General features: G+C 42.2%; 15 protein-coding genes. 2 read left to right on the top strand and 13 right to left on the bottom strand.

The window, feature by feature from the left end; translation table 11 throughout:
• Window positions 1-33: 33 nt before the first annotated feature.
• From ACSX1H_RS17995 to gcvT, 8 genes are all read right to left on the bottom strand, one after another.
• On the bottom strand, window positions 34-480 hold the full coding sequence (locus ACSX1H_RS17995) for a hypothetical protein (RefSeq protein WP_439185637.1): 447 nt from the start codon (window positions 478-480) through the stop codon (window positions 34-36).
• An 18-nt stretch (window positions 481-498) separates the two neighbouring features.
• Entirely contained in the window at window positions 499-1,428 is a 930-nt protein-coding gene (locus ACSX1H_RS17990) for a hypothetical protein (RefSeq protein ID WP_439185636.1), read from the bottom strand.
• A 233-nt stretch (window positions 1,429-1,661) separates the two neighbouring features.
• Entirely contained in the window at window positions 1,662-2,648 is a 987-nt protein-coding gene (locus ACSX1H_RS17985) for a dihydroorotate dehydrogenase-like protein (protein WP_439185635.1), read from the bottom strand.
• A 112-nt stretch (window positions 2,649-2,760) separates the two neighbouring features.
• Window positions 2,761-3,432, bottom strand: a complete 672-nt coding sequence (locus ACSX1H_RS17980; protein ID WP_439185634.1) for a YggS family pyridoxal phosphate-dependent enzyme — start codon at window positions 3,430-3,432, stop codon at window positions 2,761-2,763.
• Between the two features lie 116 nt (window positions 3,433-3,548).
• On the bottom strand, window positions 3,549-4,805 hold the full coding sequence (locus ACSX1H_RS17975) for a DUF1015 domain-containing protein (RefSeq protein WP_439185633.1): 1,257 nt from the start codon (window positions 4,803-4,805) through the stop codon (window positions 3,549-3,551).
• A 214-nt stretch (window positions 4,806-5,019) separates the two neighbouring features.
• On the bottom strand, window positions 5,020-5,943 hold the full coding sequence (locus ACSX1H_RS17970) for a 3-phosphoglycerate dehydrogenase (RefSeq protein WP_439185632.1): 924 nt from the start codon (window positions 5,941-5,943) through the stop codon (window positions 5,020-5,022).
• A 76-nt stretch (window positions 5,944-6,019) separates the two neighbouring features.
• Complete coding sequence (gene serC / locus ACSX1H_RS17965; protein ID WP_439185631.1) at window positions 6,020-7,093, bottom strand: 3-phosphoserine/phosphohydroxythreonine transaminase; 1,074 nt, start codon at window positions 7,091-7,093, stop codon at window positions 6,020-6,022.
• A gap of 265 nt (window positions 7,094-7,358) precedes the next feature.
• Window positions 7,359-8,441, bottom strand: coding sequence for a glycine cleavage system aminomethyltransferase GcvT (gene gcvT, locus ACSX1H_RS17960; RefSeq protein ID WP_439185630.1), 1,083 nt, complete (start codon window positions 8,439-8,441; stop codon window positions 7,359-7,361).
• 251 nt (window positions 8,442-8,692) lie between these two features.
• Between gcvT and ACSX1H_RS17955 the strand changes: the two genes are divergently transcribed.
• Window positions 8,693-9,157, top strand: a complete 465-nt coding sequence (locus ACSX1H_RS17955) for an Hpt domain-containing protein (protein ID WP_439185629.1) — start codon at window positions 8,693-8,695, stop codon at window positions 9,155-9,157.
• Between the two features lie 11 nt (window positions 9,158-9,168).
• Window positions 9,169-9,495, top strand: coding sequence for an STAS domain-containing protein (locus ACSX1H_RS17950; RefSeq protein WP_439185628.1), 327 nt, complete (start codon window positions 9,169-9,171; stop codon window positions 9,493-9,495).
• Between the two features lie 24 nt (window positions 9,496-9,519).
• Here ACSX1H_RS17950 and citC read toward each other — a convergent pair whose 3' ends face one another.
• Genes citC through citD form a run of 5 tightly spaced genes read right to left on the bottom strand, consistent with a single transcriptional unit; the run spans window position 9,520 to window position 14,755 of the window.
• Window positions 9,520-10,587, bottom strand: coding sequence for a [citrate (pro-3S)-lyase] ligase (gene citC, locus ACSX1H_RS17945; RefSeq protein ID WP_439185627.1), 1,068 nt, complete (start codon window positions 10,585-10,587; stop codon window positions 9,520-9,522).
• Window positions 10,565-12,001 (bottom strand): triphosphoribosyl-dephospho-CoA synthase, encoded by a 1,437-nt coding sequence (locus ACSX1H_RS17940; protein ID WP_439185626.1) that lies wholly within the window; start codon window positions 11,999-12,001, stop codon window positions 10,565-10,567. Before ACSX1H_RS17940 ends, citC begins: the two co-directional genes overlap by 23 nt.
• On the bottom strand, window positions 12,001-13,554 hold the full coding sequence (gene citF / locus ACSX1H_RS17935; protein WP_439185625.1) for a citrate lyase subunit alpha: 1,554 nt from the start codon (window positions 13,552-13,554) through the stop codon (window positions 12,001-12,003). Before citF ends, ACSX1H_RS17940 begins: the two co-directional genes overlap by 1 nt.
• Window positions 13,555-13,565: 11 nt before the next feature.
• Complete coding sequence (locus tag ACSX1H_RS17930) at window positions 13,566-14,459, bottom strand: HpcH/HpaI aldolase/citrate lyase family protein (protein ID WP_439185624.1); 894 nt, start codon at window positions 14,457-14,459, stop codon at window positions 13,566-13,568.
• A 5-nt stretch (window positions 14,460-14,464) separates the two neighbouring features.
• Complete coding sequence (citD, locus tag ACSX1H_RS17925; RefSeq protein WP_439185623.1) at window positions 14,465-14,755, bottom strand: citrate lyase acyl carrier protein; 291 nt, start codon at window positions 14,753-14,755, stop codon at window positions 14,465-14,467.
• Window positions 14,756-15,269: the final 514 nt, after the last annotated feature.

Genomic DNA, 15,269 nt, shown 5'->3' with positions numbered 1-15,269 from the left:
CAGAGCTCTTCAAATTATATAGAATCTATTATTTTACTTCTTCTTCTTTTTATCCGACTCAAGACCAAATAACACAGAAACACATCCATTAATTAAGTTATCTGATTGAGTATCTCTCTGCAGAACATTGATTTCTACCACCAACATCTGTGTTGTCTCAACTTTAAAATCCCATACCAAACGATAGTCATGGTTTTTATTGTCAAACAAAACATTTCCATCCTTTTCCAAAATTCTGAAATGAATGTCAGGCAGTTGTTCCACCTTTGCTATGGCTATCCGATAGTTTTGCCCACTAAAAAACGTTTTATACAACTCGGCCTTTTCGCCTTCCTCTAAAACAGTTGCATTATAGTTTCCATCGTGAATAAAATCGCCCAGGTATTCTTTACCAACCTTTTTGGCAAAACTAATACATTGACTACTGACAGCCATGTTGCCAATAATCAGAAGTAAAGATATAATTGTTAAACGCATCATTTACGATTAGGCTAATATTTAGGAAATAAATTCGGTTCTTATCTCCTCCACTTTCTTCATCAGCTCTTCGAAAACAATTGGTGAAATTACAGCTTCCGACTCTGCTTTAATAGTGGTAACCCTGGTTTCTGCATCCGTTTCTGCCTCTATTTTTGATGTGTTATTAATTTCCACTTTTTCGAAGATCGCATTTAACTCGGTTATGCGACTAAGCAGATACTGCACATCCGCATTATCCTGGTACTCTTCAAGCAGATTTATGACCGTGTAAAGGCTCAATTTCTGATACACAATACGATCAATCAAACGCTTATTGTTTTCAACTGAACCATTTGTTAAGCGCGTTGCCAGATACAAACCTTCTACCCAACCTCCAACAAGCACCATAACGGCAATAGCCGGCCTATCATTCTCTGTGAGGTAGGCATTTGACGACATAAATGTTTCGGAAATAATGTCCAACATAACATCACGATCATCAATATTTTCCTCCAGTTTCTTCAGCGTCTCTTCGTCAATGGCATCCATAATCCCGAGTCCGTCGGCCAGCTTTTTAGCATTCGCCATGTACTTGATCGAACTTTGTGTTTGGTCGAACAGACTGGTATAACTCAAATCGGCCGAATAAATACCCAAATTAAGAGCCATCTGGCGATTGGTTGAATATTTATCCACATTCGAAATTGGATTTAACAAAGCCTCATTGTAGGTGGCACCAGCACGCTTTATCAACATAGCAGTTTCTAAGGGCGAGGGCAAGGAGTAAAAGATAAGTTTAGACTTTTTGAAATCATCTACTAACTTTCGGTCAACAGTAACCGACTCAACAATCTTCTGCTCTTCGGACTGCTGTTTTTTCTGTCCTGAATTACAGGACGAAAAAGAAGCGCCTCCAACAATTGCAAGGGCTAGTAAATAATAGGTAGATTTGGTCAATATACGTTTCATAATGAATGAATATTTGAACTTCTTGCTATTTAATTCGATTGTAAAACAATGAAAATTAGCATAAAAATATTAAATAAAACGGATTAGCTATGTAGTTTAAGCTTATAAATATTCAATTGCGCAGTAACATATATTCAAACGCCTGAACAGAACACTCCCTAATGAGCTAACTATCAATAAAATGAAAAGCCCCACTTTCAAAAAGCAGGGCTGTAACAACAAAAAATATTTTTTTACTCATAGGACGAAAAGTACTTCATAAACTGAGCCCTTTCGTAAATTGCCGGATTCTCAATCCGACTATAATTCATTAAGCCTCTGAAATCATTTATCGAAGCATAGCCTTTTTCATCCATCCACTGCTTGAGTTCGTTAAGCATTTGGGTAAGCACCTTAGGACCATTCTTATAGATGGCTGAACAAGTTTGCACAGTAGCTGCCCCGGCCAGCAACTGCTTAATCACAGCGGCGCCATCGTGCACTCCGGTCGATGCCGATATGTCGATGTTATGTACTTTATCGGAAGTAATGGCTACCCAACGTAAGGTTCTTCGCATATCAGCCGGAGAGCTTAATATTTCGGCAGAGGTAAGCGCAAGTTTATTGATATCGATATCTGGCTCGTAAAAACGGTTGAACATCACCACTCCTTTAGCACCTGAAACAGACAATCGGTTTACGACATTTACCAAGTTGGAAAAATACAGGCCAAGCTTAACCGAAACCGGAATGTTTACTACTTTGCTGACATTCGATACAATCTCTACGTATAGGTTTTCATAGTCTTCTGACCCGCTATTTTTATCGGTATTAAGCACAAATACATTCAGCTCAAGAGCATCAGCGCCGGCTTTCTCAATTTGTTGTGCAAAATCCACCCATTCGTCAGACGAAAAACAGTTGATACTGGCAATTATTGGAATATCATATTTTGCCTTCGCTTCTTTAATTACTTTCAGGTAATCCGCAACAGAGTTATCGCGTGTATAACCTTTTACATAATCAGCTGCTTCCGGATAATCAAACCCCTCTCCTTTATAAATGATGCTATTGATCTCGTGATTTATCTGTTCTTCAAAAAGTGATTTTAACACCACAGCTCCGGCACCTGCATCGGCAAGCTTACCAATTTTTTCGACACTATTAGTCAGGCCTGAACTGCTAACTATAATCGGATTCTTAAGCGTTAATCCAAGGTATTTAGTTTCTAAATTTGCCATTGGGGTCAATATTATTTATACAAGACTTGATTCAAGCAAATATAAACAAAAGTCCTCCACCTGAAAGCCAAAGACTAAATTTATTGTTGCCTGCTGCTAATATAGAATGGTTTTAATGATAATTACGCACGCCAAATATTGAGCTTCCTACGCGCACCATGGTGCTGCCCTCTTCAATCGCTATCAGGTAATCTCCCGACATGCCCATACTTATTTCCTGAAAGCCAGGTTCATCTGCAAATACACTTGTCTTTAGCCTGTCAAACAACTGTTTTAATGATCGAAACTCTTTTCGAATCTGGTTTTCATCTTCGGTAAATGTGGCCATTCCCATCACGCCTCTGATTTCAACATGCTCCAACTCAGCTAACAATTCTCTGCTAAGTAAGCTCATCAGCTCGGCCTCTGAAAAGCCAAACTTAGTCTCCTCCTCAGCAATGTGTACCTGCAGCAGACAAGCGATGCTACGCGCGTTCTTTTTCCCTTCCTTATTAATGGTTTTCAGCAGTTTTTCAGAGTCGACCCCATGAATAAGGTTCACGAATGGAGCAATGTATTTCACCTTATTACTTTGTAAATGACCTATCATGTGCCATTCAATGTCTTTGGGCAAGGCCTCGTACTTAGCGGTAAGCTCCTGTACCTTATTCTCACCAAAAACCCTCTGCCCTGCTTCATAGGCCTCCATTACATCCTCGTTGGGTTTTGTTTTCGACACAGCTACCAGCACGGCTTTGTTATTAATTTGCTGCTTAACTTCCTGTAAATTATTCTGAATAGACATGTTGTTCTTTGATTTACTTACACAAATGTACTGACTTCGGCTTATAGTACAAAAAAGCCTCCCTGCTAAAGGAGGCTCAAAACGGATATTTAGTTAGTCTGTATTTTTGGTAAAGACTATTTGGATTCTAATTTATGAATAACCAAACCTGAACGTAATTTTGGCTCAAACCAGGTTGTTTTTGGAGGCATGATATTACCCGTGTCGGCAATGTCAATTAACTGCTGCATAGAAACAGGATATAAAGCGAAAGCCACTTTCATATCACCTGCATCAACACGTTTCTTTAGCTCACCCAAACCACGTATACCACCAACAAAATCAATACGTGTAGAACGGCGCAGGTCTTCAATACCTAAAATTTTATCAAGTACATGATCTGAAAGGATCGTTACGTCTAAAACGCCAATTGGGTCATTATCGTTGTATGTGCCTTCTTTCGCGTTTAATTTGTACCACTTACCTTCCAGATACATACTGAATTCGTGCAACTGAGCCGGACGGTACTCCTCTTCGCCCATGCACTCCACAGTAAATACCTGCTCCAGCTTAGCAAGCAACTCCTCAGGTGTTAAACCATTCAGGTCTTTTACCACACGGTTGTAGTCAATGATGTTAAGCTGGTTATCGGGGAAATGCACAGCCATAAAGAAGTTATACTCTTCATCGCCGGTATGATTAGGATTCTGTCCTTTTTTCTCTTCACCAATGCGTGCAGCAGCTGCGGTACGGTGGTGACCATCGGCCACATAGGTAGCAGGCACTTTTGTTTCAAACAGCTCTTCTAAACGCTTGTTGGTTGCTGCATCGTTAATGGCCCACAGGTGGTGTCCAAAACCATCCTCTGCTGTAAAATCGTAGTCAGCTGGCTGATTTTTTACAATGTTTTCAACGATGTCATCAATTTCGGGTACTGCTTTGTACGAGAAAAATACCGGCTCAATATTAGCATCCAGGTAGCGCGTCAGAATCATGCGATCTTCTTCTTTATCCGGACGAGTTAATTCGTGCTTTTTAATGATGCCATTGGCATAATCTTGGCAGGCAGCAGCACCAACAATACCATATTGTGTGCGACCATCCATTGTTTGCGCATAGATGTAGTACTTCGCTTCTTCATCCTGCACCAACCATCCTTTTTCCTGGAAAGCATTGAAGTTAGCCACTGACTTTTCGTACACTTCCTCTGAATGAATGTCGGTACCGGCAGGACAATCGATTTCTGCACGGGTTATATGTAATAATGAACAATCTTTTCCTTCAGCCATTTGCGCAGCTTCCTGGCTATTCATCACATCATATGGTAAACATGCTAAGTCCTGCGAAATAGTTTGCGGAGGCCTTAGGCCTTTGAACGGTTTAATAATTGCCATTTCGAATTATTTTGTTTGTTAAGTACAACTGATTAATAAAGCAAGAAGCATATGCCAATTGCTTCTGTACAAATGTAGATAATTGCGCGCTAGTGATTAGGTGACTTTCGTCAACATTTTTTGTGATTTTAGCTGTTTTGCAGCACCCGCTAAAAACACAAGCGCCACCCTAATTATTAGAGTGGCGCCTGCAAATACTTTTATATCACTAGTGCTATTTATTTACCCTGAAGGTTTCGTCACCGGTTTCGAAGAATCCAATGATTTGCTTAGCAGCAGCAACACCTGCATTGATATTGGCTTCAGCTGTTTGAGCACCCATCTTTTTAGGAGTAAAGAAGAAGCGTCCTTCAAACTTCGCCTCAAAATCGGCCTTACAGTCAGGCGCAATATCTGAGATATATTTAAAATCAGGGCGATCAGCCATTAATTTCAATAACTCTTCTTCATGAATTACTTCTTTACGAGCTGTATTGACCAAAACACCACCTTTTGGCATTTTATTTAATAGTTCGTAATTAATTGACTGCTTTGTTTTCTCATTGGCAGGAATGTGCAATGACACATAGTCGCAAGTGGTATACAATTCTTCTACTGTATCTACTGGCTGAATACCTGCTGCCTCAATTTTTTCTTTGGCAACAAACGGATCAAAAGCATAAACCTCCATACCAAATCCTTTTGCAATTTCGGCCACGTAATGCCCTACATTACCATAAGCATGGATACCAATTTTCTTACCTCGCAACTCTGTACCGGCTGTTCCGTTATAACCATTGCGAGCCATAAACACCATCATGCCCAGCACCAACTCAGCAACAGCATTCGAGTTTTGACCAGGTGTATTCATAGCTACAATTCCCTTTTCGGTGCAAGCTTCCAGGTCCAAGTTATCAAACCCGGCACCAGCCCTTACAACAATCTTCAGTTCAGGAGCCGCTTCAATGACCTCACGAGTCACTTTATCTGAGCGAACAATCATGGCGTGAACATCTTTCACAGCATCCAACAGCTGTGCTTTATCGGTATATTTTTCGAGCAATACTAATTCGCAACCCGCATTCTTCACAACCGGAGCCATTTGATCGATGGCTGCTTTTGCAAATGGTTTTTCTGTAGCAACTAATATTTTTTTCATAGTTGAAAGTAATTAATGTGGTGAAAAAAGTAAGCCCCACAGCGGGGCTCACTATCTATCTTAAGGTAAATATCGTTTAGTGCTTAGCTTCAAACTCTTTCATACAGTCTACCAATGCCTGTACGCTTGACTTTGGCATTGCATTGTATGTAGAGGCACGGAAACCACCAACCGAACGGTGTCCTTTGATTCCACTCATGCCACGTGCAGACGCAAAATCAAAGAATTCTTTCTCCAACTCTTTGTACTCTTCATTCATTACAAAGCAGATATTCATCAGAGAACGATCCTCCACATTCAGAACTGGCGCTTTAAATAAACGGTTACGGTCAATTTCATCATATAACACAGCAGCCTTCTCAATGTTAATCTTTTCCATTGCTGCCACACCTCCCATTTCTTTCAACCACTTTAGTGTTTGAAGAGCTGAGTAAATTGGGAATACCGGAGGCGTATTAAACATGGAACCAGCCTCAATGTGTGTGCGGTAATCCAACATAGTTGGAATGTGACGATCCACCTTACCTAAAGCATCGGTTTTAACAATGGCGAAAGTTACCCCTGCCGGAGCCAGGTTCTTTTGCGCTCCACCATAAATTAATGTGTATTTCGAAATATCTACCGGACGAGAAAAGATGTCTGAAGACATATCGGCTACCAACGGCACATTAACATCCAAATCAGTTTTGATTTGTGTTCCGTAGATGGTGTTGTTGGTCGTAATATGGAAATAGTCAGCATCCGAAGGAATTTCGTACCCTTTAGGAATATGGTTGTAAACAGAATCTTTTGAAGAAGCTACCTCAACCACTTCACCAAAACCTTTAGCCTCTTTTAGAGCTTTATTGGCCCAGGTACCAGTATTCAGGTAGGCGGCTTTTTTCTGCATCAGGTTGTATGGCACCATGCAGAATTGCGTGCTGGCTCCGCCACCTACAAAAACCACTTCGTAACCGGCAGGAATGTCCAACAATTCCTTAAACAAAGCTAATGCTTCATCCATTACAGCAACAAACTCTTTACCACGGTGTGATACCTCTAGCAAAGACAAGCCTGTTCCGGCAAAATTTAATACGGCTTCAGCCGAATTTTTAATCGTTGACTCAGGCAAAATAGAAGGCCCTGCTGAAAAGTTGTGAATCTTCATCATATAAAAATTTTAATACTGCTAATTTACTTTTGTTAGTTATGTTTTGTATTGCATGTTTCAAAATTAGGAAATATCTGACGCAACGCACATAAAATCAGTCAAAATATAACTTACAATTTATAAGCAATTTCGTACTTGTATGCATTCCTTGGCCTCCCCAGTCGCAACGCTTCAGAATGGTTAAGCAGCCAGTAATCAATCCTCTACAATTTTAAGCAACACCCAGAATCAAAACATGATAATTATCATCAAATCGACTGGTTTTTTACACAAAAGGAAGCTTAACGACTTTAGCTTTCAGCTTGCGATTACGTACTTTGATATAAATTTCTGTATCAAACTTGGTATAGCCCTTATTCAGGTAGGCCATCCCTATCCCTTTCTGTAACATTGGCGACATGGTTCCTGAAGTAACACGCCCAATGAGCTCATCATTTTCGTTTACTATTTCGTAATCCTTACGAGGAATTCCCCTGTCTTCAAGCACAAAACCACGCAAACGCTTGGTTACGCCTTCTTCCTTTTGTTTCAACAGGTAATCTTTATCGATGAAGTTGTTATGATCATTGAATTTGGTAATCCATCCCAACCCTGCTTCAACGGGCGAGGTGGTGTCATCAATGTCGTTCCCATACAAGCAAAATCCTTTTTCCAAACGGAGCGTATCCCGCGCTGCCAAACCTATTGGGAGGATACCTTCATCAGCGCCAGCCTCAAAAATTGCGTTCCACACCTTTTCGGCATCCGCGTTGTACATGTATAACTCAAAGCCTCCGGAACCCGTATAGCCGGTATTGGAAATTATCACCTCATCAGCACCCGCCATCGGGCCCGTTGTAAAGTTATAAAAGGGAACTGCAGACAGGTCTATATCAGTTAGCTTTTGAAGAACAGCTTCAGCCTTTGGCCCTTGAATAGCCAACAAAGAAATGGCGTCGCTCCCATTTTCCAATTCGGCGCCCATAGTATTTTGCTCATTTATCCAGGCCCAATCTTTATCGATGTTAGCAGCATTGATCACCAACAGATATTTCTCATCATCAAATTTGTAAACCAGTAAGTCATCGACAATACCGCCTTTTCCATTGGGAAGACATGAATACTGCGCCTGACCAACTGAAAGGGCAGATGCATCATTGGAGGTAACTTTCTGCACTAAATCAAGGGCTTTGGGGCCTTTCACCCAAAACTCACCCATGTGCGACACATCAAAAACACCTACCCCATTTCTCACGGTCATGTGTTCGTTGTTGATTCCTGAATATTCAATTGGCATTTCAAAACCCGCAAAGGGAACAATCTTAGCTCCTAATGACTCGTGGAATTTATAAAAGGCTGTTCTTTTCATGTTCTATAGTATTTAAATCTTAATTATTACAGTAATGATAGACTACCCTTAGGGAGTGATTTCCCGGTAGCATCTTGAGCAAATGTAGAAAAATAATCAAGGGCTAAAAATGATAATTATTGGTTAAAAACCCTAATTAATATCAACAACTCAAAATGGAAATAATTAGTGAGAAAAATATTTAAACCAAAAAAAGTTACCTTTGTTAAATTATTTGTATTTTAAACGTCGTTAAAATTGAATTGAAATATATGCCAAACCCTTATTCACACATTAATCTTAATTATTTAGAAAGCATTACTGATGGCAGTCAGGAATTGATTAAAGAATTAGTTGGTATTTTTATTGAGCAAATTCCGGAATTTAAAGAAGGCTTTGAAGAAGGCTTGGCTCAAAAGGACTGGAGTAAAATAGCGGCTGTTGCCCATAAAGCAAAATCATCGGTGCTGTCGATGGGCATGGAGGAGCTAGGAAATACCGACCTGAAAAATCTAGAGTTACTGGCTAAGCTGCTAAAAATTGATGAACTGATGAAGGCTGATGCAGGTTTGGAAGAGGCTGCCAGGCTGCAAAAAAGTTTCGATGGCTATTCAGATGAGCGCAGAATGTGGTTAGAGAGCAATAAGAATGAACAAGCTATTAAAGCCATTATCTCCCGCTTTAATGAAACATGTGATGCTGCGATGACAGAATTGAGGGACGTAACTAGGAATTAAAAATTTACAATATGCTACAAGTTAAAGAACATGATGGGGTAATGTTCGGTGTACTGGCTGAAACGGATAGATTGAACGCAACAATAGCAACCGAAGTGAAGGCTGAGTTAACATCGGCTCTTTCTAAAGACGGTGTTCGAATGGTGCTCAACCTATCCAATATAAAGTTCATAGACAGTACAGGTATCGGAACATTAATTAGTGCGTTGAAAACAGCAAGAGAGCATAAAGGAACATTTCAGCTGTGCTGCATTAAAACAGATGTATTAGCCCTGTTAAAGCTGATGAAACTGGATAAAGTATTTGACATATTCGAATCTGAAGAACAAATTGTATAGTTCAAAACCGCTTAAGCGGTTTTTTTAATGCCTTGTGCTGATGGCCAGCTTCTGCTCCACTGCACTCCTATTTATCTCTTTAAGGTATTGGATTGTTGAAGGCGGCAACAGTTGCTGTAAACTCTCCTCATCGGCCTCTTTTAAGGCCAAACGCACTTTACTGGCACTTATAAAGTCATTTACAGAGTTAGTGTGTTTACGTTGTACCTCAACGTACTCAATGCCTTTACCAGGCAGCAGGGTTTTCATCGCCTGGTTATACATTTGCGTGGTCGGGCAATAGTTCTCAGTACCAACATAGCGCTTGCTAATGCCTAGTTGTGGGGCAATGTAACTGGCAAAAATTTCGATATCCAGTTCTGCTTGCTTTTGGGTGACCACATCCGGCACTTCATTTTTAAGGAAGTAGTTGGGAAAAGTGGCACACGAAACTATGTATTCGCCCCCCTTAACCAATTTTACATTTGACAGGTGACTGGTCCCTCTGCGAATCATCTCTAACCGATCACTAAAGCGAAAGACAGACTTTTCGGCTTCTACAACAAACACGTACACCAGCTCATTTTCAGTGGCCGCTTTTTCAATCAGGTATTGATGACCCAGGGTAAACGGATTGCCGTTCATTACAATTGCAGCGACCGCTGCCTCCCCGTTTTTAGAGCGTATACTCTTTAGATATTGCTGATAATCCCTTATATCCTGATAGCCAAACTCCAAAACCGATATTAATGGTTGAGCCGAAGCCACATGCCGATAGCCGAGTCCTTCAAATCGCAAAATGTTATCTGGACGCGTAAACACAAAGGCCTGCGAATACTGAGCCATCACCTGCTCGGTGAGATGAGTGACAATGTGTGCAAAAGCACCTGACTCTCGAAATTGCGGAGCAACCGCTACGTATTTTAGTATTTTCCCCTTACAGGAGCCAACTCCCACGATTTCATCATTCAGTGTGTACAAAATAACACTGTAATCCACCGAAGTTTCGTCAAAAAAGAAGCCCAGGGGAGACAGAAAACGTCTGATTAGCTCAACATCGTACCTACTGCTCAAGTCGGGCTCTTCAATTCTAAAATCCGAATTCTCTATCATGCTTTTCCTTAGTAAATTCTGTCTGACATAAATGCAGGGTTAAGGTCAGGGCCAAGAGATCAGCCGAACCACCCGGTGAAATCCTTTTTTGCAGGCACCATTCTACAAGTCCATCATAAGTCTGCCGGTTCCCACTGCGCCAATCGTCGAGTGCCTTCTTTGCATTTTGTTTTAATTGCTCCAGCACCACCCCATCATGCCTGTACAAGACATTTGTGTCGTTATTGACGGTTATTATTTTGAGCAAAAGCGGGACTAAAAGGCCAGTAATTTCTTCATCGGTATAGGCCGATAGTTTTTTGACTAAGCTATCCTGCAGATACGGCAATGCGTGATGCAAAACCGTTGGCAGCCCCTGTTCCACTTCTCCTCTGGCCCCTGCAGCCTGCAAACCATATTTTTTAAAACACTGCTGACCATGCGTCAATACTCGTTCAGTCAGCCCCGCGCACAACTCCCTTTGCACCAACCCGCTTGTTAGTTGCTGCACCACAGACGAGAAGGCATTTAACTTCAAATACCCCTGCTTACGCACCACCCTTACCACGGCAAAACAGCTGATGGCCATCAGAAAGATGGCTCCTTTGTGTGTATTAACTCCATTAGTAGCCGAGAACATGGCCTGTTCCATTTCCTGACCAATGCTCTTAATTTGTGGCAATACGTCCGACACATTTCTCCCCTGAAAACTGATGGCCAGTTGGCTTATCTCTGTCAGGTATGGAGCAATTGCCGCTGCAGAGCCCATAAAAGAAACAAAATCCATATCCGCATGTGCTCCCGTAGAGTTACGACACACCAGGCCCGGTTTGGGGCTCAGTGCCACCTCTAGCAGCAATCCCCTAATTGCATAACCCGCCACCTTCTTGACCACCTCTTTGTCGCGCACCTTTTCCATGTAACGGGCAATGGCCATTTCCATCGAATTGCGTACCTCAGAAATTGTGTGTCGCCCTGATTTACGGCAGTCTGCTGCTGTTAGATCACAAATAAAACAGGCTTTCGCTTTTCCCGATGAAACGGGAAGACCATCAGCCCCCAGCACATCCAAGTCGACAATCCTTCCCAACTCAAAAGATTGCTCAAAATTTTCGGTGATTCGTTTTAAGTTTTTGGCAACTGAAGTGTTCTTATCAAATAAGTAAATTACGGCCTCACCAGCCACATCATTTAACCTTGTTTTCTCCTCCCACTTATTGTTTGCATTATCGCCTATAAGGTAGCGCTCAAACACCTCTTCCACCCGCCGGATAAAAGCAGACAAAAGACTGTTGTTTTTGGGCAACCCTGGAATATTCAGTTGAAGTGAAACCAGATGACAGCCCTTTCCGACCAAACTGAGCTTTTGCTGCAACCGGTCCTCCCGCGCCTGCAGCAGCTGATCAAACACTATTGTTTCTTGTAGCAGCTCCATTATATTTTCACCTGGTGAATGACATCAATTACCGTACCGTCGCGGTATTCAACAATTCCCACCACCCTATCGGTGGTTTCAATAGGCTTGGCAATGCCTGTGATTCTTTCAACTTCCTCGGCCAGCCCTTCAATGTCTTTAACCGCAATACCAGCCGCCTCCAAATTAGCTTTTAATTCAGGCCTCTTCGGATTGACACAGATACCTCGTTCTGTAACAAGAACATCAATACTTTCTCCGGGTGTAACGATGGTATGCACTTTTTTCTTCACAATTGGGATGCGCCCTCTGAACGAAGGACAAACCACTACTGTTAGGTTCGCACCCGATGCCGTATCGCAGTGTCCTCCCGAGGCCCCTCTCACATAGCCTTCAGAGCCAGTTATTACATTGACATTAAAATCTGTATCAATTTCAAGAGCTCCTAACACGACAATATCCAGCTTATTGGTCATACAGCCACAATTGAAAGGATTGGCATACAAGCCAGCCGGGATCTCAATGTGGTATTGATTTTCCAATAAAGAAGAACTCACAGCAGCATCAAACGACTGCACATCAAAGATGGAGCGAAAGAGGCCTTCATTGAGCATATCCACACCATAAGAAGTTACTCCACCTAAAATAAAGCTTCCCTTAATAGAGCGTTGCTTCATTATTTTTCGGATGTATTTTGCCACTGCCAGCGAGGCCCCACCGGCGCCCACCTGAAAACTGAACCCTTCTTTGAGTTCTCCTGAAGACGCAATGACTTGTGCCGCCAATCGGGCGATCTGTAAATCCATCGGTGCCTTGGTGATGCGAGTTGTTCCACCGGCAATTTTTGACGGGTCGCCAATTGAATCAACCTTAACAACATAGTCGATATAGTTTTGAGTGATGGACTGTGGCACGCAAGGATAATCAACCAAATTATCGGTGACTACAATTACCTGGCTGGCATACCATGAGTCAATGGCGGCATAGCCCATTGAGCCAAACGCCGATGGACCATGCGTCCCGGTGGCATTTCCTTCTTCATCGGCCGCTGAAGCCGCCAGAATGGCCAAATCAATTTTGATTTTACCGGTATGCACGCTCCTCACCCTTCCTCCATGCGAATGAATCACAAACGGCTTGGGTAACACGCCCTCTGCAATGGCTTTGCCCAGTTCACCGCGGACACCACTTGCATATACCTGCGTGATGGTCCCATCTTTAAAATAGGGTAGTATCGGATCATGGGCCGTTGTTAAACTACTAGCTGCCAAAGTTATATCTTTCACGCCTAACTCAGCCAGTATTTTTATGGCTTCGAATACCAGGTTATCGCCACCGCGCAGATGGTGATGAAAAGAGATGGTCATGCCATCGCGTGGCTTAGATTTGATAATTGCATCGCGTAAGGAATCGCACAACTTGCTCGAATGCGGCATTTTAGCCCGGTTGGGTGGCGGAACGGTCTTTTCCTCCATCCAGCCCTTTTTAAGCTTAGAAAAAGCCCCTCCAAATGGTTCGAGCCGACCAATTCCTTCTAACTTCTCAGGTATTTCTCTTTGTAATATATTTTTCACAACAGTCGGGTTTAAAGCGATTCCACATCAATATCGGCCATCTCCAGCACACGCAGAGCTCGTTGAACAACAGGCGCATCAACCATTTTACCATCTACGGCAAACACCCCTATTCCTTCGGCTTTATTGCGCTCAAACGCCTTCACTATTTTAGCCGCCTTACGAATCTCCAGTTCGGTAGGTGTAAATACTTCATTCACCACTTCAATTTGGCGCGGATTAATAATGGCTTTCCCCGTAAAACCGAGCTTCTTTATGTATTCAGCCTCTTCCCGCAAACCCTCTTCATTTTCCACATCTACAAATACCGTGTCAAACACATCAATCTTGCAAGCCTTGGCGGCCATCACAATTTGCTTTCGGGCATAATCAATACCAATACCATCATTGGTCTTTACCAGCTGCATATCAGCGGCCAAATCTTGTCCACCAATTGAGATGGCATCAATACGCGGCGAGAACCGGGCGATGTCATACACATTTTGAACACCTAATGCTGTTTCAATCATCACATGCACCTTCATGTGATCATGCGGAAGGTTGTACTCCTCTTCAATTTGCTCAATAACCTCCAGAATGCGGCGAATTTCATCAACCGTTTCCACCTTTGGTAAACGGATGGCATCTGGTTGAAGTGGCACCATCTGTTGAAGGTCTTCCAGGCCGAACGGCGTATCAATATGATTGACACGAACGGTCACTTCACAGCCCTCGTACGAAATGTATTTGAGCATGTGCGCCACCAGTATACGCGCCGCATCTTTTTGATTAAGTGCCACCGCGTCTTCCAGGTCAAGTAAAACACCATCGGCACCATAAACGCTCCCTTGCTGCAACATGGCCGGGTTATTTCCGGGAATATAGAGCATGGTGCGTCGCTTAAATGTACGTTGCTTAGCTTCCATGTTAATTACTTTAGGGTTCCGGTTTGTAGGTGAGCCGCTCGCTTTAATGCAGTTTCGAGGCGGGCAGAAATAGTGGGCGGCAGTGCCCCTTTATCGTTCACAATTAGTCGTACATCGTTGATGTTAAATCCATCCAGTTCAGAGTGTATCTGCCGCAACAAGTCATCCCCAAACTGCTGCATCACAATTGACTTCAGCTCAATCGTTCGCCCCGCCCCTTTGTCAACCGGTTCGACCATAATGAGGACGTCGCTCGATTCAAAACTACCTGCCTGAGCTTTGCTTTTAAGTTCCATTGCTTGTGATTAAAGAAAATTTTCATCAAATATTGAACAATCTCCCATAAAAACCTAGTTATAAAAATGGTTATAAAACATATCCCAAAACATCTGTTCAGTTACAAGTGTCAAATAATTGATAGTGAGAACCATAAAATGCGTAATGATTTTTATCAGGATTACCAAATGCTTTTCAATACTCTCATTACCTTTCACTTAGCGCAGAATTAATACCAATATATTATTTTTTGTTTTTTAAATCAGAAATGCTTATTAAAGATTAATCGGGTAGATGGCCAGTGAGAAAATAAATCTCACAGGTACACCTCACACACCACCCGGCATACGGATCCGTACCAAGGCGGTTCATCAATCACACTCTTACCTGCTTATAATAATCGGAAAGATAAATATATCCAGCTCGCTTTAAACGCTCTTTGGTTATACTGGAAGCAAGAATCGGACTATTAGAAGTTCGCCAAAAAGTGTCTTGATACTTCTCAAAAAATGTCTTGATGCTTTTCAAAAAGTG

This window comes from Carboxylicivirga taeanensis (assembly GCF_051851475.1).
GTDB classification, from domain to species: Bacteria; Bacteroidota; Bacteroidia; order Bacteroidales; family Marinilabiliaceae; genus Carboxylicivirga; species Carboxylicivirga taeanensis.
Note: the sequence above shows the minus strand (reverse complement) of the source record. Positions and strands in the feature narration are given on the sequence as shown.

Bases quoted from the DNA above. Each gene is read 5' to 3' on its own strand.
- ACSX1H_RS17940 (WP_439185626.1), bottom strand. From the start codon at position 12,001: ATGGAGCTGCTACAAGAAACAATAGTGTTTGATCAGCTGCTGCAGGCG.
- serC (WP_439185631.1), bottom strand. From the start codon at position 7,093: ATGATGAAGATTCACAACTTTTCAGCAGGGCCTTCTATTTTGCCTGAG.
- gcvT (WP_439185630.1), bottom strand. From the start codon at position 8,441: ATGAAAAGAACAGCCTTTTATAAATTCCACGAGTCATTAGGAGCTAAG.
- ACSX1H_RS17975 (WP_439185633.1), bottom strand. From the start codon at position 4,805: ATGGCAATTATTAAACCGTTCAAAGGCCTAAGGCCTCCGCAAACTATT.
- ACSX1H_RS17995 (WP_439185637.1), bottom strand. From the start codon at position 480: ATGATGCGTTTAACAATTATATCTTTACTTCTGATTATTGGCAACATG.
- ACSX1H_RS17955 (WP_439185629.1), top strand. From the start codon at position 8,693: ATGCCAAACCCTTATTCACACATTAATCTTAATTATTTAGAAAGCATT.
- ACSX1H_RS17970 (WP_439185632.1), bottom strand. From the start codon at position 5,943: ATGAAAAAAATATTAGTTGCTACAGAAAAACCATTTGCAAAAGCAGCC.
- citD (WP_439185623.1), bottom strand. From the start codon at position 14,755: ATGGAACTTAAAAGCAAAGCTCAGGCAGGTAGTTTTGAATCGAGCGAC.
- citC (WP_439185627.1), bottom strand. From the start codon at position 10,587: ATGATAGAGAATTCGGATTTTAGAATTGAAGAGCCCGACTTGAGCAGT.
- ACSX1H_RS17980 (WP_439185634.1), bottom strand. From the start codon at position 3,432: ATGTCTATTCAGAATAATTTACAGGAAGTTAAGCAGCAAATTAATAAC.
- ACSX1H_RS17930 (WP_439185624.1), bottom strand. From the start codon at position 14,459: ATGGAAGCTAAGCAACGTACATTTAAGCGACGCACCATGCTCTATATT.
- ACSX1H_RS17950 (WP_439185628.1), top strand. From the start codon at position 9,169: ATGCTACAAGTTAAAGAACATGATGGGGTAATGTTCGGTGTACTGGCT.
- ACSX1H_RS17985 (WP_439185635.1), bottom strand. From the start codon at position 2,648: ATGGCAAATTTAGAAACTAAATACCTTGGATTAACGCTTAAGAATCCG.
- ACSX1H_RS17990 (WP_439185636.1), bottom strand. From the start codon at position 1,428: ATGAAACGTATATTGACCAAATCTACCTATTATTTACTAGCCCTTGCA.